Annotated in this window: 17 protein-coding genes; 14 read left to right on the forward strand and 3 right to left on the reverse strand. The window is 64.3% G+C overall.

The genetic code is table 11. The annotated features are described in order from the left end of the window. Window positions 1-191: 191 nt before the first annotated feature. From HAP48_RS16740 to greA, 3 genes are all read left to right on the forward strand, one after another. Entirely contained in the window at window positions 192-1,427 is a 1,236-nt protein-coding gene (locus tag HAP48_RS16740) for an efflux RND transporter periplasmic adaptor subunit (RefSeq protein WP_224496484.1), read from the forward strand. Beyond that, on the forward strand, window positions 1,424-4,570 hold the full coding sequence (locus HAP48_RS16745) for an efflux RND transporter permease subunit (protein WP_166212474.1): 3,147 nt from the start codon (window positions 1,424-1,426) through the stop codon (window positions 4,568-4,570). Before HAP48_RS16740 ends, HAP48_RS16745 begins: the two co-directional genes overlap by 4 nt. Window positions 4,571-4,700: 130 nt before the next feature. After that, a complete protein-coding gene (greA, locus tag HAP48_RS16750) occupies window positions 4,701-5,183 on the forward strand; it encodes a transcription elongation factor GreA (RefSeq protein ID WP_166212472.1) in 483 nt (160 codons plus the stop codon). Window positions 5,184-5,219: 36 nt separating this feature from the next. Here greA and HAP48_RS16755 read toward each other — a convergent pair whose 3' ends face one another. Beyond that, window positions 5,220-5,858: a GntR family transcriptional regulator gene (locus HAP48_RS16755; protein WP_166212470.1), complete on the reverse strand. Its 639-nt coding sequence runs from the start codon at window positions 5,856-5,858 to the stop codon at window positions 5,220-5,222. A gap of 123 nt (window positions 5,859-5,981) precedes the next feature. Here HAP48_RS16755 and bioB point away from each other — a divergent pair, with 123 nt between their 5' ends. The 5 genes from bioB to HAP48_RS16780 all read left to right on the forward strand — a co-directional run bounded on the left by bioB (window position 5,982) and on the right by HAP48_RS16780 (window position 11,674). Further along, on the forward strand, window positions 5,982-6,977 hold the full coding sequence (bioB, locus tag HAP48_RS16760) for a biotin synthase BioB (protein WP_166212468.1): 996 nt from the start codon (window positions 5,982-5,984) through the stop codon (window positions 6,975-6,977). A 67-nt stretch (window positions 6,978-7,044) separates the two neighbouring features. Further along, the gene (locus HAP48_RS16765; RefSeq protein WP_166212465.1) at window positions 7,045-8,199 is read left to right on the forward strand and encodes an 8-amino-7-oxononanoate synthase; all 1,155 of its coding nucleotides are present in this window, start codon (window positions 7,045-7,047) and stop codon (window positions 8,197-8,199) included. Next, entirely contained in the window at window positions 8,196-8,828 is a 633-nt protein-coding gene (gene bioD / locus HAP48_RS16770) for a dethiobiotin synthase (protein ID WP_166212463.1), read from the forward strand. The genes HAP48_RS16765 and bioD overlap by 4 nt, the downstream gene beginning before the upstream one ends. Continuing rightward, window positions 8,825-10,087: an adenosylmethionine--8-amino-7-oxononanoate transaminase gene (locus HAP48_RS16775; protein ID WP_166212461.1), complete on the forward strand. Its 1,263-nt coding sequence runs from the start codon at window positions 8,825-8,827 to the stop codon at window positions 10,085-10,087. Before bioD ends, HAP48_RS16775 begins: the two co-directional genes overlap by 4 nt. Window positions 10,088-10,264: 177 nt before the next feature. After that, on the forward strand, window positions 10,265-11,674 hold the full coding sequence (locus HAP48_RS16780) for an MFS transporter (protein WP_166212459.1): 1,410 nt from the start codon (window positions 10,265-10,267) through the stop codon (window positions 11,672-11,674). Here HAP48_RS16780 and HAP48_RS16785 read toward each other — a convergent pair. Beyond that, window positions 11,671-12,573 (reverse strand): LysR family transcriptional regulator, encoded by a 903-nt coding sequence (locus tag HAP48_RS16785; protein WP_166212457.1) that lies wholly within the window; start codon window positions 12,571-12,573, stop codon window positions 11,671-11,673. The genes HAP48_RS16780 and HAP48_RS16785 overlap by 4 nt on opposite strands. A 96-nt stretch (window positions 12,574-12,669) precedes the next feature. Here HAP48_RS16785 and HAP48_RS16790 point away from each other — a divergent pair, with 96 nt between their 5' ends. From HAP48_RS16790 to HAP48_RS16815, 6 genes are all read left to right on the forward strand, one after another. Further along, window positions 12,670-13,371 carry a haloacid dehalogenase type II gene (locus HAP48_RS16790; RefSeq protein ID WP_166212455.1) on the forward strand — a complete coding sequence of 234 codons (702 nt, stop codon included), beginning with the start codon at window positions 12,670-12,672 and terminating at the stop codon, window positions 13,369-13,371. Continuing rightward, on the forward strand, window positions 13,358-14,608 hold the full coding sequence (locus HAP48_RS16795) for a CaiB/BaiF CoA transferase family protein (protein ID WP_166212453.1): 1,251 nt from the start codon (window positions 13,358-13,360) through the stop codon (window positions 14,606-14,608). The genes HAP48_RS16790 and HAP48_RS16795 overlap by 14 nt, the downstream gene beginning before the upstream one ends. A 10-nt stretch (window positions 14,609-14,618) precedes the next feature. After that, a complete protein-coding gene (locus HAP48_RS16800; protein ID WP_166212451.1) occupies window positions 14,619-15,041 on the forward strand; it encodes a PaaI family thioesterase in 423 nt (140 codons plus the stop codon). 377 nt (window positions 15,042-15,418) lie between these two features. Beyond that, entirely contained in the window at window positions 15,419-16,924 is a 1,506-nt protein-coding gene (locus tag HAP48_RS16805; protein WP_275949208.1) for a sigma-54 interaction domain-containing protein, read from the forward strand. A 207-nt stretch (window positions 16,925-17,131) separates the two neighbouring features. Further along, the gene (locus HAP48_RS16810) at window positions 17,132-18,541 is read left to right on the forward strand and encodes a GntP family permease (protein ID WP_166212449.1); all 1,410 of its coding nucleotides are present in this window, start codon (window positions 17,132-17,134) and stop codon (window positions 18,539-18,541) included. Window positions 18,542-18,603: 62 nt separating this feature from the next. Beyond that, window positions 18,604-20,646 carry an acyl CoA:acetate/3-ketoacid CoA transferase gene (locus HAP48_RS16815; protein WP_166212447.1) on the forward strand — a complete coding sequence of 681 codons (2,043 nt, stop codon included), beginning with the start codon at window positions 18,604-18,606 and terminating at the stop codon, window positions 20,644-20,646. 127 nt (window positions 20,647-20,773) lie between these two features. Here the strand turns inward: HAP48_RS16815 and HAP48_RS16820 are convergent, their stop codons facing one another. After that, window positions 20,774-21,373: a TetR/AcrR family transcriptional regulator gene (locus HAP48_RS16820; protein ID WP_166212445.1), complete on the reverse strand. Its 600-nt coding sequence runs from the start codon at window positions 21,371-21,373 to the stop codon at window positions 20,774-20,776. Between the last annotated feature and the right edge of the window lie 21 nt (window positions 21,374-21,394).

Here is a 21,394-nt window from a genome sequence, read left to right on the forward strand (position 1 = left end):
CATTGCAGCGTCGCGGCGCTTTCTCACAGTGGCGTGTCGTCGGGATCACCGCACCGGGGCGATCCGGTTCCAGGATTGTCGGATTGGGCGCGTTATGATCTCCTGCATTGCACCTTGCCCATCCTGACCTTCCCGGTCTGAGGGAACTCGACGTCTGGTAGAGCTTGTTGGTAGCCGAAGGGTTGGACAGCATGAGTGGTCCGGAACGAATGCTCGGGGGATTGGCAGGGCTTCTGGTATCGGCGGGATTGGCGGCTATCGGGATTTCGGCGGCGCATGCTCAGGCGGGCCCACCCGGGCCTCCTGCCGTCGGCGTGTTCGAGGCGGTGAAGCGGCCGATCACCGAAACCAACGAATTTCTGGGACGCATCGAGGCCCCCAACCGCGTCAACGTAGTGGCACGCGTGACCGCCTTCCTGGAGAAGCGGAACTTCGTCGAAGGCTCCGAAGTCAAGGCCGGCGACCTGCTATATCAACTCGAGCGCGGCCCGTTCGAGGCCGACCTTGCATCGAAGAAGGCGCAGGTCGCCCAATTGCAGGCGACCCTGGTCAACGCCAAGCTGACCACCGATCGCGCCAAGTCCCTGCTCGGCGGGCCGGCCGGCCAGCAATCGAGCGTCGATGCCGCGGTCGCCAACCAGCAGAGCCTCGAGGCGCAGGTGCAGGCCGCGCAGGCCCAGGTCGACCTGTCCCAGATCAATCTCGACTACACCGAGATCCACTCGCCGATCGACGGCAGGATCGGGCGCACCGCGGTCACCGAAGGCAACGTCGTGACGCCGAGCTCGGGAACCCTGACGACCATCGTCAGCCAGGACCCGATGTATGTCACCTTCCCCGTGCCGGTGCGCGAGGCGCTCGATCTGCGCGACCGCTACGCGACCCGCGGCGGCTTCAAGGCCGTTATCATCCGAGTGCGTCTGACAAACGGCCGGCTCTACGACCAGGTTGGCGAGCTGAATTTCGTCAACAACACGATCGCGCAGAACACCGACACCATCGCCTTGCGTGGCACCATTCCCAACCCGTCGACGTACACGTCCGTCGCAGCCGGCGGTGCGGTCCGTGAGCTCACCGACAATGAGTTCGTGACCGTGCTGCTGGAAGGCGTGCAGCCGGTCGAGGTGCTGGCGATCCCGCGCTCGGCGGTGCTGTCGGATCAGCAGGGTGAGTATGTCTACGTCGTCGGCGCCGACAACAAGGCCGAGCAAAAGCGGATCCAGCTTGGGCAATCGACCTCGACGATTGCGGCGGTGACGAGCGGCATCGCGCTCGGCGACAAGGTCGTCGTTGAGGGATTGCAGAAGGTCAGGCCGGGCGAGGTGGTCGCGCCGGGGCCCGCCAGCGCGCTGATCCAGTCAAGCATGAAGGTCTCGGCGGACGGCGGCGCAAGCAGCACGCCGAAATCGACGGGCAACAACCCATGATTTCCGCTGTCTTCGTCGATCGTCCGCGGCTTGCGATCGTCATCGCGTTCGTGATCACGATCGCCGGCGTGCTGGCGATGATGCAGATCCCGGTCGCCCAGTTTCCGGACATCGTGCCGCCGCAGGTCACGGTCTCGGCCGTGTTCCCCGGCGCTTCGGCCGAGGTGGTCGAATCCAGCGTCGCCCAGCCGCTGGAAGCGCAGGTCGTCGGCGTCGACAAGATGCTCTACATGAAGTCGACCAGCGGCAATGACGGCAGCTACACGCTGACGGTCTCGTTCGCGCTCGGCACCGACCCCGACATCAACACCGTCAACGTCAACAACCGGGTGCAGAGCGCGCTCGCGCAATTGCCGACCGAGGTGCAGGCGCAGGGCCTGACCGTGCAGAAGAAATCCTCGGCGGTGCTGCAGTTCATCGTGCTGTACAGCAAGAGCGGCGAGCAGGACCCGCTGTTCATCACCAACTACGCCATCATCAACGTGCTGGACGCGATCTCGCGTACGCCCGGCGTCGGCCAGGCGTCCCTGTTCGCCAAGCTGAACTATTCGATGCGGATCTGGTTCGACACCCAGCGTCTGACCAGCCTCAATCTGGCGCCGTCGGACGTGATCGCCGCGATCCGGGCCCAAAGCGTGCAGGCGCCGGTCGGCCGCATCGGCGCGCGTCCGATCTCGAACGACCAGCAATTCCAGTTCAACGTGCAGACCCAGGGCCGCCTGACCACTTCGACGCAGTTCGGCAACATCGTGCTGCGGGCCAATCCGGACGGATCGGTGCTGCGGATCAAGGACGTCGCCCGCGTCGAGATCGGCGCGCAGAACATGGACTCGGAATCGCGGATCGACGGCAATCCCGGCGTGCCGATGGGCATCTATCTCGCGCCCGGCGCCAACGCCGTGACCACGGCCAAGGCGGTGCAGGCGACGCTTGCGCGGCTATCCGAGCGGTTTCCGCCGGGGCTGAGCTATCTCGTGCAGTACGACTCCACGACCTTCGTCTCCGATACGATCAAGGAGGTGATCAAGACGCTCGGCGAGGCCTTCGTGCTCGTCGTGCTCGTCGTGTTCCTGTTCCTCGGCAATCTGCGCGCCACGGTGATTCCGGCGGTCGCGGTTCCGGTCAGCCTGATCGGCGCCTTCGCGGTGCTGCTGGCGCTCGGCTATTCCGCCAACACGGTGTCGCTGCTGGCGATGGTGCTCGCGATCGGCATCGTGGTCGACGACGCCATCGTCGTGGTTGAGAACGTCGAACGCGTGATGGAGGAGGAGCCGGAGCTGTCGCCGGCCGATGCCACCAAGAAGGCGATGGCGCAGATCACGGCGCCGATCATCGCGATCTCGCTCGTGCTGCTCTCGGTGTTCGTGCCGATTGCGTTCATCCCGGGCATATCCGGCACGCTGTTCCGCCAGTTCGCGGTGACGATCAGTGCGGCGATGGTGATCTCGGCGCTCAACGCGCTGACGCTGTCACCGGCGCTGTGCGCGGTGTTCCTGCGCCATGGCGGGCCGCGGCGCGGCATCATGGGACGGGTGCTCGGCGGCATCGACTGGGTGCGCGACGGCTATGCCGGCGTGGTGCAACGGCTGGTCCGCGTCGCGGTGCTGTCGCTGGTCGCGGTGCTGGTGTTTGCCGGCGCGGTGTTCGGCGTATCGAAGATCACGCCGACCGGATTCCTGCCCGAGGAAGACCAGGGTGCGTTCTTCATCGCGGTGCAGCTGCCTGACGGGGCGTCGGTGGCGCGCACCAGCGAGGTCACCAAGCAGGTCGAGGCGCTGCTGAAGAAGAACCCGGCGATCGACCACGTGCTGTCGATCATTGGCTTCTCGCTGCTCGACGGCGGCAACGAGCCCAATTCCGCCTTCATGGTGGCGCGCATGAAACCGTTCGAGGACCGCAAGGCGGTCACCGATTCGGTGCAGGCCGCGATCCGGCAGACGTTCATCGCGGGATCGCAGATCCGTTCGGCGTCGGTGCTGCCGTTCAACCTGCCGCCGATCATCGGGCTCTCGACCTCCGGCGGCTTCGAATATCAGCTCGAGGCGCTCGAGGGGCAGGATCCGGCCGCGCTCGGCAGCGTGATGGGCGGGCTCATCGCCGCGGCGAACCGCGATCCGCGGCTGACCCGCGTGTTCTCGACCTTCACCGCGACCAACCCATCGATTTTCCTCGATATCGATCGTGCCAAGGCGCAGGCGCTCGGCCTCAACATGGCCGACGTGTTCACCGCACTGCAGGCCACGCTCGGCGGTATCTACGTCAACAATTTCAATCTATTTGGCCGCACCTGGCAGGTCAATGTGCAGGGCGATGCGGCCAACCGCGCCGACATCCCCGACATCTGGCAGATCTATGTGCGCAACAGCGGCGGCGAGATGGTGCCGATCCGCTCGATCGCGTCCTTGCGGATCGTCACCGGCCCGCAGGTGATCACGCGCTACAACAATTATCGTTCGGTCACGGTGAATGGTGGGCCGGCGGCCGGCGTATCGTCGGGTACCGCGATCGCCGCGATGGCCGAACTCTCGAAGACGACGCTGCCGGCGGGCTATTCCTACGAATGGACCGGCACCGCCTATCAGGAGCAGGCGGCCTCCGGCCAGACCGGTATTATTTTGGCGCTCGCGGTGCTGTTTGCCTATCTGTTCCTGGTGGCGCTGTATGAGAGCTGGACGATTCCGATCCCCGTGCTGCTGTCGGTCACCGTCGGCGTGCTGGGCTCCTATCTCGGCATCAAGCTCGCGGGCCTGAATCTCGATCTCTACGGCCAGATCGGCCTCGTGGTGCTGATCGCGCTCGCCGCCAAGAACGGCATTCTGATCGTCGAGTTTGCCAAGGAGCAGCGCGAGGCCGGCAGGCCGATCACGGAGGCGGCGATGATGGGCGCGCAAATGCGCTTCCGTGCGGTCATGATGACCTCGATCGCCTTCATCCTCGGCCTGGTGCCGCTGGTGGTCGCGACCGGCGCCGCGGAAATCAGCCGCCGTGCGGTCGGCACGGCGGTGTTCGGCGGCATGCTCGCCGCAAGCTCGATCGGTATCTTCCTGGTGCCGATGCTTTACGTCACCATCCAGCGCTGGCGCGAGGCTGCCAAGAACCGCTTCGGGCGTAGGGGCAAGACGGAACAACCCGCGGCGCATTAGCGCATGATCCGGAGAGATCATGCGCTAACAACGAGCTAATCTGCGATGACGATCCGGCCTAATCCCATCGCGCATTAGCGGCGCGGGTGCAGCGGGGCTATACTGCCGGCCTCACCGATGGAGTTCTGGCTTGAGCGTTGCCTTCACCAAGGAAGAGAGTGCCGAGACCGCGTCTGAGACGCTGTTGCCGGACCGTCCGATTTCGCCACATCCCAATCTGGTGACCGAGGCAGGACGCAAGGCGTTGGAACGTCAGTTCCAGGAGGCGCGCGAGGCCCACGAGATTGCGCAGCAGCTGGACGACGTCAACGAACGGCGACGGCAGTCGGCGGCTCCGTTGCGCGACGTTCGCTATTTCGCGGAACGGCTCCGCACGGCGCAGGTCGTCCCAGAACCTGCCTCGAACGACACTGTTGCGTTCGGAAGCACCGTGACCTTCAGCCGCGCCGATGGACGCGTGCAGACCTATCGCATTGTCGGCGAGGACGAAGCCGATCCGAAGGCCGGCTCGATTTCCTTTGTAGCGCCGGTGGCGAGATCGCTGATGGGCAAAGCCGTGGGCGACGTCGTCGGGGCAGGCGATCACGAGCTGGAGATCGTAGCGATCGCCTAGCTGCCTCGCGCCCCGCAAGCGATTGCAAATCCCAGATCAGGCTGCGGGCAGCGCAAGACGCTCGATCGTCTGAATATGGCGTGCGAGCAGGCCGCAGGCCTGCTCGATATTGCGCGCGCGCACGGCCTGCAGGATCATGCGATGATCCTGGCTGGGCCGCGGCCGCCAGCCGGCGTTGCGCGCCATCGCGAACACCAGCCGCGAATTTGCCAGCTGCAACCCGTCGAGGTTGGCGAGCAGACGCGGCATCGCGCAAGGCGCCACCAGCGCGTGATGAAAGGCGCGATTGGCCATCTCGAAATCCTGTACCGTCTCGGCGTTGTCGCCTTCGATGAGCGCGAGTTCGATCCGCGCCAGATGCGCCGATGTGAACCTCGGGGCGGCATTGCGCAGCGCGACCACTTCGAGCGCGGCGCGCATCTCGGCGATCTCCTTCACCGATTTGGTGTCGAGCGGCGCAACGCGCACGCCGCGACGCGGCACGGCGACGACAAGGTGCTGCGCCTCCAATTGCCTGAAGGCCTCGCGCACCGGGACGTGGCTGGAGTGGAATTCCCGCGCGACATGATCCTGTCGCAGCGGGGCGTCGGGCAGCAATTCGCCGCTGATGATGCGCTCGCCGATCGCGCCGGCGATGCGTCCGGCGGTGGTCCTGTTCTCTGCTTCACCGGTCATAGATTATCTATCACAAAAACGGATGCGCTCCCGCTCGACCTCAGCTAGCATCATTCTAAGTCAACGATCATAGATAATCCGTAATATTATCTATGATCCATCGCAAACGAGAAGGCAAGCCCGATGGTTGATGTGGTGGAAATCGAACGGACCGACAGAAGCAGCAGCGCCCCGCTGCGCAAGACCTGGGAGCGCGGCGGGGCCGAAGCGCTCTACAATTTGCCGTTCGCCGACCTGATGTTTCAGGCGCAGGGCATCCATCGCGCCAACTTCAATCCGAACCACGTCGAAACCGCGAGCCTGCTCAGCATCAAGACCGGTGGCTGTCCGGAAGATTGCGGCTACTGCTCGCAGAGCGCGCATTACGACACCGGCCTGAAGGCGACCCGCCTGATGCCGCGGGATGAGGTGGTCGCCGTCGCGCAGCGCGCCAAGGATGCCGGCGCAAGCCGCTTCTGCATGGCCGCCGCCTGGCGTAGTCCCAAGGACCGCGATCTCGATCAGGTCTGCGACATGGTCAGTGCGGTGAAGGGGCTGGGCATGGAGACCTGCGTCACGCTCGGCATGCTGACGCCTGATCAGGCCGAACGGCTCTCCGAGGCCGGGCTCGATTTCTACAACCACAATGTCGATACCTCGCCGGAGTTTTACGACAAGATCATCACCACCCGCACCCTGCAGGATCGCATCGATACGCTGGCGCATGTGCGTGACGCCGGCATCAAGGTCTGCTGCGGTGGCATTATCGGCATGGGCGAGCAGGTTGAAGACCGGCTCGGCATGCTGATGCTGCTCGCCAATCTCCCCAGCCATCCGGAAAGCGTGCCGATCAATCTGTGGAACGAGGTCAAGGGCGTCCCGGTCAACGACACCGCGGAACGGCCCGACCCGATCGCGCTGGTGCGGCTGGTCGCCACCGCGCGGATCATGATGCCGAACAGCGTGGTGCGGTTGTCGGCCGGGCGGCAATACATGACCGATGAGCTGCAGGCGATGTGCTTCCTCGCCGGTGCCAATTCGATCTTCATCGGTGATGTGCTGCTGACAACCAAGAACCCGCAGCGCGATCGCGATGCCGATCTGCTTGATAGGCTCGGCATCACGTCCCGTCTCGCCTGACCGCAATCCTCGGTGAGCGCGCGGGCGCAATCTGCGCCCGCTCGACAACCTTTTTTTGTGAGCAAACATGAGCGCAATCCATGCGACCAAGGTCGCTGATTACGCCGCGGCCTTGCACGCCCTGAGCAAGGACGATCGGCTGCGCGGTCTCAAGCCGCGCTCGGGCATCGATTTCGTATCGAACGACTACCTGGCGCTGGCGAGCGCGCCGCGCATCAAGAATGCGGTTGCGGCCGCGCTCGAGGCCGGCACGCCGATCGGCGCCGGCGGCTCGCGGCTGCTGCGCGGCAATTGCGAGGAGCACGAACGGTTAGAGGCCGAGGCCGCCGCGTTCTTCCGCGCCGAGACCGCGCTGTTCTTCGGCGGCGGCTACGTCGCCAATTTCGCCGTGCTGACCACGCTGCCGCAGCGCGGCGACCTGCTCGTGCTCGATTCGCTGGTGCATGCCAGCATCCATGAAGGCGCGCGGGCCGGCCGGGCCGAGTTCCGGTTCAGTGAGCACAATGATCCCGGGTCGGTCGAAGACACCATTCGCAGCTGGCGCGCTCAGGGCGGAACCGGCCGGGTCTGGATTGTGGTCGAAAGCGTCTACAGCATGGACGGCGATGTCGCGCCGCTCGATGACCTCGTCGCCATCGCCGAACGGCACGACGCGTTCCTGATGGTAGACGAGGCGCATGGCACGGGAGTCTTTGGCGCGCAGGGCCGCGGGCTGACTGCGCCCTATGAGGGACGCGACAACCTCGTGATCGTTCATACCTGCGGCAAGGCGCTGGGCGCCGCGGGCGCGCTGGTCACGGCGCCCGCCGTGCTGCGCGACTTCATGGTCAATCGCTGCCGCCCGTTCATCTTCGCCACCGCGCCGTCGCCGCTTGTGGCCGTGGCCGTACGCGAAGCGCTCTTGATCCTGCAGGAGGAGCCCGAGCATCAGCAGCGCCTCGCAGAATTGGTCGCGTTCACGCATCGCGAGCTCGATCTGCGCGGCTGGCGTTATCCGTCGCGCTCGCAGATCGTGCCCTATATCGTCGGCGACAATGCGCGCGCAATGCTGCTTGCATCCAGGCTGCAGGCGCGCGGCTTCGACATTCGCGGCATCCGGCCGCCGACAGTACCGGCGGGCACCGCGCGGCTCCGTATCGCACTGACGCTCAATGTCGACGAGGACGACGTGGGCGCACTGCTCGATGCGCTGGTCGAGGAGACTCGGGGCTGGTCGCAATGACCTGCCGGATCGTGGTGACCGGCACCGATACCGGGATCGGAAAGACGATCTTCTCCGCGGGCCTCGCCGGCTTCCTCGGCGCGAACTACTGGAAGCCGGTGCAGTCCGGCCTTGAAGAAGAGACCGATGCGCAGCTGGTGGCGCGGCTCGGCGGTCTTGCGCCCGATCGCATCGTGCCCGAGCGCTACCGGTTGCGAACGCCGGCGTCGCCGCATCAGTCTGCCGAAATCGACGGCGTACGCATCGATCCGGCCGCGCTCGATTTGCCGGCGACCTGTGACCGGCCGCTGGTGATCGAGGGCGCCGGCGGGCTGATGGTGCCGCTGAATGACGACACGCTTTATATCGACATCTTCGAGCGATGGCGGCTTCCCGTGGTGCTGTGCGCCCGCAGCGCGCTCGGCACCATCAATCACTCGCTGCTGTCGATCGAGGCGCTCCGCAAGCGCCGGATCGATCTTCTCGGCATCGCCTTCATCGGTGACAGCAATCCGGAGAGCGAGCGCGCCATTTGCGAGATCGGGCAGGTCCGCCGGTTGGGCCGATTGCCCTGGCTTGCGCCGCTTGCGGCCGACACATTGCAGGCCGCGTTTAAGGCGTCGTTCCAACGCGACGATTTCATTCCATGATGCCCTCTCAGAGATCGCCGATCTGGCACCCCTTCACCCAGCACGCGCTGCACGGCCCGATGACGCGAATCGTGCGCGGCGAAGGCGCCTATCTCTACACCGCGGATGACCGCCGGATCATCGACGCGATCGCATCCTGGTGGGTCGTGACCCACGGCCACTGCCATCCGCATATCGTGCGGGCGATCCAGAGCCAGGCGGAGCAGCTCAACCAGATCATTTTTGCCGGCCATACCCACGATCCGGCCGAAGCCGTTGCCGCGCAACTCCTGAAGCTCGCGCCTGATGGGTTAGACTATGTGTTCTTCTCCGACTCTGGCTCGACCAGCGTCGAAGTGGCGCTGAAAATGGCGCTCGGCTATTGGCATAACATCGGCGTGCCGCGCACGCGCATCGTCGTCATGCAGCACTCCTACCATGGCGACACGGTCGGTACGATGTCGGTCGGCGCGCGCGGCGTGTTCAATGCGGCTTACGAACCGCTGCTGTTCGACGTCGCCTCGATCCCGTTTCCTGCCGCCGGCCATGAGCAGGCGACGCTCGATGCGCTCGAAGCTGCATGCAGCAACAAAAACGTGGCCGCGTTCATTGTCGAGCCGCTGATCCTGGGCGCCGGCGGGATGCTGATGTATCCCGCCTGGGCGCTGAAGGAGCTGAAGCGCATCTGCGAAGCCGCTGGCGTGCTGTTCATCGCCGACGAGGTGATGACCGGCTGGGGCAGGACCGGCACCTTGTTCGCGTGCGAGCAGGCCGACGTCACGCCCGATATCGCCTGCTATTCGAAAGGCCTCACGGGCGGGTCGCTGCCGCTCGCGGTGACGCTTTGCCGCGCCGACATCTACGATGCGCATTATTCCAGCGATCGTTCGCGGATGTTCTTCCATTCGAGTTCCTACACCGCGAACCCGGTCGCCTGCGCCGCGGCGAACGCGAATCTCGAACTCTGGCAACGCGGCGCGCACGAGCGCGTCGCCTCGGTCGCCGCGATGCAGGAGCGCCTGATTGCACCCTTCCGCGCCGATCCGCGCTTCGAAAATGTCCGCCGCACCGGCACCATCACCGCACTCGACCTCAAGGCAAACGACGCGGGCTATCTCGCAGGCATTGGCCCAAAACTTCTGGCGTTCTTCGAACGGCGAAACCTGCTGCTGCGGCCGCTCGGCAATACGATCTACGTGATGCCGCCCTATTGCGTCACCGAGGCGGATCTCAATGAGATCTACGCCGGCATCGGGGCTGCGGCCGATGCGTTGGCCTGACGCGTCTTGCGTCTGCAGTCGCCAACATCAGTGAGATCGCCGCGCACTATCGCGCGTCAGCTTCATCACTGCGCCAAATAGTCGAATTTTCGATTTGAATTGGACGGCGAACCCCTGCGCGTCATCAATCGATGACCGCAGCATCCGGCTCCCACAAGGCCGGTCAGGGAGGTTTGAATGGCGCGATCCGCCGACATCGACATCAACGCGGGCGCACGCCTCGACAGGCTGCCGATCTGTGCATTCCACTGGCGCATCCTGGCGCTGATCGGCGCCGGCATGTTCCTCGACGCATTCGACATCTATCTGGCCGGCGGCGTGCTGGGGACCGTGCTCAAGGAAGGCTGGTCCACGCTCGAGCTCAACGCCGCCTTCGTCTCCGCGACCTTCGTCGGCATGACGATCGGTGCCTGGTTCTCCGGCATCCTCGGCGACCGCTTCGGCCGCCGCTTCTCCTATCAGATGAACCTCGCGATCTTTGGCCTGGCGTCGATCGCGGCGGCCTTCGCGCCCAACATGATTGTCCTGATCGGCCTGCGCTTCGTCATCGGCATCGGCCTCGGCGCGGAGATCGTGGTCGGCTACGCGACCTTGACGGAGTTCGTGCCGGCCGCCTCGCGCGGGCGTTGGATCGGGCTGCTCGCCGTAATCACCAACTTCTCGCTGTTCGCGTCGTCGATGATCGGCCTGTGGGTGATCCCGACGCTTGGATGGCGCTACATGTTCGGCCTCGTCGGCGTCCTCGCGATGGTCGTCTGGATCTTGCGTAAGTCGATGCCGGAATCGCCGCGCTGGCTCGCCGCCAATGGGCGCGCCGATGAGGCCGAGAAAATTCTCGCGGCAATCGAGGCGGAGGCCGCGTGCAACGGCGCGCTCGCTCCGGTCGCCGCCGGCGCGACGGAGCAGCAGCCTCCCGGCCCGGTGTGGCGCCTGTTCCAGCCGCCATATCTCACCCGCACGCTGCTCGGTAGCCTGTTGCACATCGTCGTCGGCTTCAGCCTCTATGGGTTCATCGGCTGGCTGCCGACCTTCATGGTCAAGGGCGGCCACAGCGTGGTCTCCTCGCTGGGTTACACCACGGTGATGGCGCTGGGCGGGCCGGTCGGATCGCTGATCGGCCTCATACTGGCGGACCGGCTCGGGCGCCGGCTGTCGATCGTCTGCTCGTCGATCGCGGCAGCGGCGCTCGGTATCGCCTATCCCTATATGCCGGACGGCGTTGCGCTCGCCGGCGTCGGCTTCCTGCTCGTCACCGCGATCTACGTGATGCTGGCGACAGGGTTTGCGATGCACGTCCCGGAACTCTTCCCGACTCGCTACCGGCTGCGCGGCACGGCGATCTGCGCCACGTCCGGACGCATCGCAACCGCGCTGGTTCAATACGTCGTGGTCGCGATCTTCGCCTGGCAAGGCTTGACCGGCGTGTTGACGACACTGGCCGGCATCCTTGTCTTCCAGGCCGTGGTCTTTCTCGTGTTCGGGTTCGAGACGAAAGGACGATCGCTGGAGGATGCGTCAGCGATCGCGGACACTGACGCAGGAAGTCAGCCGTCGATCGCGCGGAGACCGGTGGACATCGGCGCCTAACCTAGATCGGAGCAGGCCGCCCTGAGCCGGTCGCGGAGCCAACCGTTGGCATTGCTCTGGTCGTATCTGCGATGCCAGTACAACATCCAGTCGAATGGCGCGGACTCGAACGGCAGGTCCTCCATCCGCAGTTCGTCGTCCATCAGCACGGCCGCGAGTTGCCGCGGCATCACCGCGAGCAGATCGGTCTTCTTCAGAACATGAGGCACGACGAGCCAATGCGGTACGTTCAGGGCGATGCGTCTTCGATGGCCACGTTCGGTGAGCACGTCGTCGACGAAGCGAAGATCGGTCGGGCTCATCGAGACCTTCATGTGCTCCTGCGCGATGAAGCGCTCGAAGGTCAGCCGGCCGTGCTTGATCTCGTGACCGCGCCGCATCAGACAGACCATGCGGTCGCGCAGCAGCGTCTCCGAACGGATCGATGCGGAGTGATCGAGACCCATGCTGACCGCGACGTCGATCTCGTCCCGCTCCAGCGCATCGATCGTCAGGGCAGGCGACAGATGGATCGTGTTGTAGGAGATCCGCCCGTCCGCCGGCCGCGCAGCGGCCAGCCTCGGCAGCAGCAGGCAGGCCAGGATGTCCGACATCCTGATCGTGAAGGTGCGCTCGGTCCGGTGTGGGTCGAAGCCGGCATCGCTCGCCATCACGCGCTCGACCTGGCGAAGCACCTGGCGCAAGGGCTCCGCCAATTCGGTCGCGCGCGGCGTGGGCTGCATCCCGGTCGTCGTCCGCACCAGCAGTTCGTCCTCGAACATCGCGCGCAACCGGTTGAGCGCATTGCTCATCGCCGGTTGACTGAGGCCGACGCGGTCGGCGGCCTTGGTGACGTGACGCTCGGTCAGCAGCGCGTCCAATGCGACGAGCAGGTTGAGGTCGATGGATCGAAGGTTCATGTCGTCATTCATACCGTGAATAGTGAAAGACCACAAATCCATTTCATCCATGATGATGTGGCGAGTATCCAGTTGGTCTGAACCAAGGAGGCACCCATGAGCTTTGAGACGATCAAACGCGAAGTGAAGATCTGCATGTTCGATCAGTACGGCACGGTCGTCGACATGCAGGGCGGCCTGACCAGGATCGCGGCGCCGTTTCTTGAGAAGAAGGGTTGGAAGGGCGATCCGAATTCCTTCGTCACGTGGTGGCGCCGCACCCATTTCGAGAATTCGATGATCGATGCGCTGCTGCATCGCGAGCACACGCCCTATCGCGAGATCGGGCACCGCGCGGTGTCCCACGTGATGGACCGCGCCGGGATCGACCACACGATGGACGATGTGCGCTACCTCGTCGGTGAGATCGAGAAGCTGGTGCCGTTTCCCGAGGTGCCGGAAGCGCTCGCGCGATTGCAAGCCAAATACAAACTGGTGGTGCTTTCGAACGGCGATCCCGACATGCTCGAGACCGCGAAGGCGTATCACAAGGTCCCGTTCGATCGCGTGATCTCGGTGTCTGAGGCCAATTCGTTCAAGCCGCATGTCGCGACCTACACCAAGGCGGCCGAGATCATGGGCGTGAAGCCCGAGCAAGTGCTGTTCGTCGCCAATCATGCCTTCGACTGCATCGGCGCCAAGTCCGCCGGCATGCGGACGGCCTTCATCGACCGGCGCAGCCGCCCGTTCGGCATCACGCCGCACCAGCCCGACATCCTGGTGCCGACGATGAAGGACCTCGCCGATGCGATCGTCTGATCGCGAGCCGCTGTCGGGCATCAGGGTCCTCGACCTCTGCCGGGTGGTCTCCGGACCCTTCGCCACGATGCAGCTCGGCGATCTCGGCGCCGACATCGTCAAGATCGAGGATCCCAGGCAGGGCGATGAAAGCCGTCGCTACGGGCCGCCCTTTATCGGCAGTGAGAGTGCGTACTTCCTGTCAGTGAACCGCAACAAGCGAAGTTGCGCCATCGATCTGAAGTCGCCGGCAGGGCGTGACGCGGCGCTCGAACTTGCCTCCGTGGCGGACGTCGTCATCGAGAACTTCCGCCCGGGTACGCTGGACAAGTGGGGTCTCGGCTTCGACGCGCTGCGCGCCCGCAAGGGCGACATCATCCTGTGCAGCATCTCGGGGTTCGGCCGCACCGGTGCCGACGCCTTGCGTCCCGGCTACGATTTGATCCTCCAGGGCGAATCCGGCGTCATGGACATCACCGGCGATCCGGACGGACCGCCGACCAAGGTGGGCACTTCGATCGCCGATCTCGTCACCGGCCTGTACGCATCGCAGTCGGTGCTGGCCGCCCTGATGAGGAAGAGCCGCACCGGCGAGGGCGGACGGGTTGACGTCTCGATGCTCGACGCCATGGCGTCGCTGCTGACGTTCAACGCCGGCATGTACTTCGCCTCGGGAGAAAGTCCGAAGCGCAGGGGTAATGTCCATCCGACCATCAGCCCGTACGAGCCGTTCGAGACCAGCGATGGCTGGATCAATGTCGGGGTCGCCAACGACAAGTTCTGGACGGCGTTTTGCGACGTCATCGGCCGTCCGGACCTCATCGAAGACGTCAGCTTCGCAACCGCCCCGAAACGCGCGGCGAGCCGGAACGAACTCGTCGCGATCCTCTCACCGCTCTTCGCCCGCAGGACCCGCGCCGATTGGCTGCAGTCACTCGGCGCAGCGGGCATTCCCTGCGGTGCGATCAAGTCGGTCGGCGAAGTCTGCGAGACGCCCCAACTCACGCAGCGGGGAATGGTCCAGACCGTCAGCCATCCGGCCGCGGGGGACGTCAAATTCATCGCCAGGCCAGCGCGGTTCGGCGACGAACCGCCGGCGCCTTCCACGCCGCCGCCGATGCTCGGCGAACATACAAGTGAGGTGCTTGCGGAATGGCTCGGCTGGACCGACGATCGGCTCGAGAGATTCGCCGTCGAAGGTGCGTTCGGAGAGTTTGGACGGAACTTCGTGCGATCGCCCAGGAAAGCGTCGTCATGAGAGCATCGTCATGAGAGATATCGCCGAGCAGATGTTGCGTCGCGCCGTCGAGGATGAGCGGCAGGAATTCGGGTCGTTCTTCCTGTCCCGCTTCTTCGGCTTGGAGATCGCCTATCAGGGCGAGACGTGCATCGTGTCCTTCGACGTCGAGAGGCCGCTGTTCAACCCGCAAGGGACGCTGCATGGCGGGGTTCTCGCAACAGCGCTCGACATCTCGATGGGGCATCTCGTCAACCACGTCGCGGGTCCCGGCACCACGCTCGAGATGAAGGTGCAGTATCTCGGCGCTGTCCGCGAAGGGCGCGTGACCTGTCATGCGAGTTTCCTGAAGAGGGGCCGGAAGACTTTCTTCGTGCAGTCCCAGGCCTCCACCGCGGCCGGCGAGCCGATCGCGCATGCCACGTCGACCTGGCAACTGCTGAGCCGAAGCTGAGGGGCTTCCGCCGGCTCGCATCGGCCAGCCGCTCGGTAATACGATCTACGTGATGCCGCCCTACTGCGTCACCGAGGCGGACCTTGAAGTGATCTACGCCGGCATCGGTGACGCTGCCGATGAGTTGGCCTGACGGCGCGTTTCGCGCGCGTTGCTGACCAAATCACCAATTTGAATGGCGCGCCGCTCCGAACAGAATATCGAACATCTATATCATTGAAATTGCGATACTATTATCGTACGGACGATGCAGCTGCGGCGCTGCGCCGGCCGCGAAGTTTTGTCCCGCGCTGATGTGAAGTCATGCAATCTCCTGCTAGATTTGCCGCAAACCAGTCAGCTTCGCAGGTCCAGCCCCTTCTGGAGACAAGTGGAGCGTGGGACGGGACGCATGGGTCACCATCCGCGTTCGTTCATTGTTGAAGGGCCATTCGCAACCGATGTCCGATCGCCAGCCCATCGTCAGCGATCCCGCGACCATCCGCGCACGCGCCATGGAAACGCTGTTTGAGCGCCTGGATGATCTCTGCGAAGGCGCCATCGCGATCGATCGCGACGGGCGCGTCGTTTACGTCAATGAAAAATATCTTCACTCGCTTCGCCTTGGACACGTTTCCGAGGCGATCGGACGCCCCATCGAGGAGATCATCCCGAACAGTCTGATGCGCCGCGTGGCCGACACCGGCGAGCCGATCCTTCTGGATATCATGGAGCTCGGCGGCGAGCAGCTTGTGGTGACGCGCATGCCGATCGAGGACGAGAACAGGAACGTCATCGGCGCGATCGGCTTCGTGCTGTTGGACCGTCTCGACAATTTGAAGCCGCTGATTGCGCGGATGGGCCAACTCGAAAGCGACCTCAGGCTGGCGAAGCGGCAATTGTCGCAACCGCGCAGCGCGCGGTTCACCTTCGATGATTATGTCGGCAAGACCGAGCGTATCGGGCGCGCCAAGGAACTCGCCCGCCGGGCGGCCCGCCAAAATGTGACGGTTCTGCTGACCGGAGAAACCGGAACCGGCAAGGAGCTGCTGGCGCAGGCCATCCACAACGCTTCGGGGCGCGCCGAAAAGCCTTTCGTCAGCGTCAATGTCGCCGCTATCCCGGATACGCTGATCGAGTCCGAGTTCTTCGGGACAGTGCCGGGGGCCTATACCGGCGCCGACCGCAAAGGTCGTGACGGCAAGTTCAGGAGCGCCGATAGCGGCACGCTGTTCCTCGACGAGATCGGTGAAATGCCGCTGCAACTGCAGAGCAAGCTGCTGCGGGTGTTGCAGGAGCGGGAAATCGAGCCGGTTGGCTCCGACAAGGTCACGAAAGTCGACGTCCGCGTCATCGCTGCGACCAACGTCGACCTGCAGAAGCGTGTCAACGAAGGCACCTTCCGGGCCGACCTGTTCTACCGCCTCAACGTGCTGACGATCGCGCTGCCGCCGTTGCGCGATTGCGCCGGTGATCTTCCGGAGATCTGCGCAAGGCTGTTGGAGGATATTGTCCGTTCCGGTGATTACCTCAACGCCAAGATCACGCCGTCGGGCCTCGCCGCGCTCGCCTGCTATGACTGGCCCGGAAACGTCCGTGAACTGCGCAATGTGCTGGAGCGCGCGCTTATTCTCAGTGACTCGGGCCGCCTCGCCGGCGACGATTTCGCCCGCATCCTGTCGGTTGGCGCCGAGGGCAGGGGCGTCGCGCCGCAGGCGGCGGGTGCCGTCGTCCCCTATGCCCAGGCCGAGGCTGCATTCGAGAAGCGGACGCTCGAAGGCGCGCTCGCGGCCGCCAACGGGCAGATTGCGGAAGCGGCCCGGATGCTGCGTATCTCGCGGGCGACGTTCTACAAGAAGCTCGCCAAGTTCGGACTGGCCGCATCGGACTCCTCGCCTGTCTGACGATCGAGACTGAAACTGTCGCGAGTCTCGGAAAGTTGACAGGCAACTCCCAGCCCTAATCTCCCGGCTGCCGGTCGAATTGCCGGAATTTCAAGCATTTTGCACCATCGCGAGGCATCTGGCCTGGAGCTTGCTCTGCTCGCGGGATGACGCATCTCGAATGCGCAAGAAGAGTCCGAAAAGAACAACACCCCGGGAGAGAAACAGATGAGCTTTCTGGTCGCACTGGCCGCGCTCGTTTTCCTGATGTTCGTCGCCTATCGCGGCTTCAGCGTCATCCTGTTCGCGCCGGTCGCAGCAATGGGCGCGGTACTGCTGACCGACCCCAGCGCGGTGCCGGCCGCTTTCACCGGTCTCTTCATGGACAAGATGGTTGGCTTCGCGAAGCTGTATTTCCCGGTGTTCCTGCTGGGCGCGGTGTTCGGCAAGGTGATCGAGCTCTCCGGCTTCTCCAAATCGATCGTGGCGGCGGTGATCGGCCTTGTCGGCAGCCAGCGCGCGATGCTGGCGATCGTGCTGGTCTGCGCGGTGCTCACCTATGGCGGGGTCTCCCTGTTCGTCGTGGTGTTCGCCGCCTATCCCTTCGCCGCCGAGATGTTCCGGGCCGGCAACATTCCAAAGCGTCTGATTCCCGGCACGATCGCGCTCGGCGCCTTTTCGTTCACGATGGATTCGCTGCCGTTCAGCCCGCAAATCCAGAACATCATTCCGACCACCTATTTCAAGACCACCAACGGGGCGGCGCCGATCCTCGGCACGATCGGTGCGATCTTCATCTTCGTGTTCGGCCTGCTCTATCTCGAATGGCGCCGACGCCAGGCGGTGATTGCCGGCGAGGGCTATGGTGAGGGGCACAGCAACGAGCCGCCACCGGTCGATACCAAGGAACTGGCGCCGGCGTTGGTCGCCTTTCTGCCGCTGATCGTGGTGTTTGCGGTCAACCTGCTGCTCGGTGGCTTTCCCGGCGTGTTCGGCGGCCTGATCGAGCGTGTCTATGGCGCGAGCTACGATCTGACGCTCGCGCTCGACCATTCGATTGCGACGCCGATCGCCAGCATCAAGGCGATTTGGGCGGTGGAGGGCGCACTGATCGCGGGCATTCTCACGGTGTTCGCATTCGCGTTCCAAAAATTGAGAAAGACCTTCGCCGAAGGCAGCAAGGCCGCGGTCGGCGGTGCGCTGCTGGCGGCGATGAACACCGCGTCCGAATATGGCTTCGGCGGCGTGATCGCGGCGCTTCCCGGCTTCATCGTCATCAAGGATGCGCTGAAGGCGATCCCCAATCCGCTCGTCAACGAAGCCATCACCGTCACCTCGCTCGCCGGCATCACCGGCTCGGCCTCGGGCGGCATGTCGATTGCGCTCGCCGCCATGGCAAAGGATTTCATCGCCATGGCGGAGGCGGCGCACATCCCGCCCGAGGTGCTTCACCGCGTCGCGTCGATGGCGAGCGGCGGCATGGACACCCTGCCGCACAACGGCGCCGTCATTACCCTGCTCGCGGTGACCGGGCTGACGCACCAGCAGTCCTACAAGGATATCTTTGCGGTGACCTGCCTGAAGACGCTGGCGGTGTTCTTCGTGATCGCGGTCTATTACGTCACCGGGTTGGTCTAGAGCTCCTTCCGATTGAATTCGGAACGGGGCTCCAGGATCTACGCTTAATCGGGAGGAATGACGTGAGCCAGCATCCGGCCCTGTCCTATCTGCGCACGACGGAGAAGGGCAAGATCGTCACAGCCGCCGAAGCGGTGCGGTTGATCCGCGATGGCGACACGGTCGCGACCGGCGGCTTTGTCGGCATCGGCTTTGCCGAAGAGATCGCCCTCGCGCTCGAGGAGCTCTATCTCGCCAACGAAACTGACGCTCCCTACGCGCAAGGCAAGCCTCGCAACCTCACGCTGGTCTATGCGGCCGGTCAGGGAGACGGCAAGCACCGCGGCCTCAACCATTTCGCACACGAGGGCCTGGTGAGGCGCGTGATCGGTGGCCACTGGGGGCTTGCGCCCAAATTACAGCAGCTTGCGATCGCAAATCAGATCGAGGCCTATAATCTGCCGCAAGGCGTCATCACCCATCTGTTCCGCGACATCGCTGCGCGTCGTCCGGGCCATATCTCGCGCGTCGGCATCGGTACCTTCGTCGATCCGCGCCAGGGCGGTGGCAAGCTCAACGCCCGCACCATCGAGGATCTGGTCGAGCTGGTCACGCTCGGCGGCGAGGAGTGCCTGTTTTACAAAACCTTTCCCATCGACGTCGGGATTATCCGTGCCACCACCGGCGACGCCGACGGCAACCTCACGATGGAGAAGGAAGCGTTGACGCTGGAAGCGCTGGCGATCGCCATGGCGGCGCATAATTCCGGCGGCATTGTCATCGCTCAGGTCGAGCGCGTCGCCGAAAGCGGCAGCCTCAACCCGCGCCAGGTGAAGATCCCCGGTGTCCTCGTCGACTGCGTCGTGGTAGCCAAACCGGAAAACCACTGGCAGACCTTTGGCACGCATTACAACCCGGCCTATAGCGGCGAGATCAGGCTGCACGCCGGCTCGCTGCCGCCGATGCCGATGAGCGAGCGCAAGATCATCGCGCGCCGGGCGGCGTTCGAGCTCAAGGCCAACAGTGTCGTCAATCTCGGCATCGGCATGCCCGAAGGCATCGCCTCGGTTGCCAACGAGGAGCGGGTGATCGACCTGATCACGCTGACGGCCGAGCCCGGCGTGATCGGCGGCGTGCCGGCGAGCGGGATCGATTTCGGCGCCGCCATCAACACGCAGGCGGTGATCGACCAGCCCTATCAGTTCGATTTCTACGATGGCGGCGGCCTCGACGCCGCGTTCCTGGGTCTCGCCCAGGTCGATCGCGCCGGCGATCTCAATGTCAGCAAATTTGGTCCCAAGCTCGCCGGTGCCGGCGGCTTCATCAACATCAGCCAGAATGCCAAGAAGGTGATTTTCGTCGGCACGTTCGGCGCGGGACGCCAGCGCATTGGCGTAACCGACGGCAGGCTGGTTATCACTGAGGAAGCCAAAGCCCGCAAATTCGTCGAGACAGTCGAACATGTGACCTTCAGCGGAGCCTTCGCCGCCAAACGCGGGCAGACCGTGCACTATGTCACCGAGCGCTGCGTGCTTGCGCTGACCGAAGGGGGGCTCGAGCTGATCGAGGTCGCGCCCGGCATCGATATCGAGCGCGACATCCTCCGCCTGATGGAATTCAGGCCGCTGATTCCGCGCGATCCGCCGCTGATGGACGCGCGGATTTTCCGCGACGGCCCGATGGATTTGCGCAGCGATCTGCTGACGATTCCGCTCGACCGGCGCTTCACGCTGGACCCGCAGCAGAACCTGTTCTTCGTCAACCTGGAACGCTTCGCGCTGCGCAGCAGGAGCGACATCGATGCGATCGCGCACGCCGTCGAAGCCAGGCTCGGCGGCCTCGATCGCCGCGTCTATGCGATCGTCAACTACGACAACTTCTCGATCGTTCCCGAATTGCTCGACGAATATTCGGCGATGGTGCAAGGCTTGACCGATCGTTTTTATTCCGGCGTTTCCCGTTACACCACGTCGGGCTTCCTGCGCATCAAGCTCGGCGAAGCGCTGGAAAGGCGCGGCGTCGCCGCGCACATCTTCGAAAGCGCGGAAGACGCGCGCTCGGATTGGCGCAATGTCGAAGCTGGCGGCACTCCGCAGCCGGACCGAAACGGGCGCCCGGCGGTATAGGCCGCCAAACCCTGGCAGCGAAACCGCCCCATCGCCGGACGCCCCTGCCCAGTAACTCGACACCCCGGCTGGCGGCCGGCGCAGTCGCTCGTTGCCGATCTACCTCCTCGGGACTCGAGCAAAACCCTCACGCCCGAGCGTCGCCGAGGCCGGTCCCGGCAAGCTGGAGAACCCGATGAACGATGTCTTTACGGTCTTTGCCTGGCACGACTTGGCCATCAATGAGCAACAACCCGAGACCATGCACAAGCGCCCAGAGAAATAGCCCCGCAGCCGGCAGTTCTGCGTCAGACAGCTTCTTCTCCAGATTGGATTTCATGATGTCGTAGGAGCGCTTCCGAAGGTCGCGCATCGCCTGACTGTACTGCGAAACTGCGGGAAAACCTTCGCCAAACATCAATCGATAGAGCGCGGGATTAGCGCGCACGAACGCGACGTAGGCTTCACCGTAAGGAGCCAGGGTGCCCCTCTCGTCGCGCGAGCTGACCGCAAGGCATTCGGCCATTTCCCTCGCGCCTTGCTCCGCCAAGCCAAGCGCGATCGCATCGCGACTGGGAAAGTGATGGTAGGCGGAAGGCGCGGAGACGCCGACTCGTCGAGATATCTCGCGCAAACCCACGAAGGATGGACCGCGTTCTTCGAGAACTTCTCGCGCCGCTTTGAGAAGCGCATTGCGCAGATCGCCATGGTGGTAGCTCTTGGGGCGTTTCTTCGGCCTTGCCGGCATGATCGCGCTCCTGGGTCCTCA

Source organism: Bradyrhizobium septentrionale, assembly GCF_011516645.4.
Taxonomy (GTDB): Bacteria; Pseudomonadota; Alphaproteobacteria; order Rhizobiales; family Xanthobacteraceae; genus Bradyrhizobium; species Bradyrhizobium septentrionale.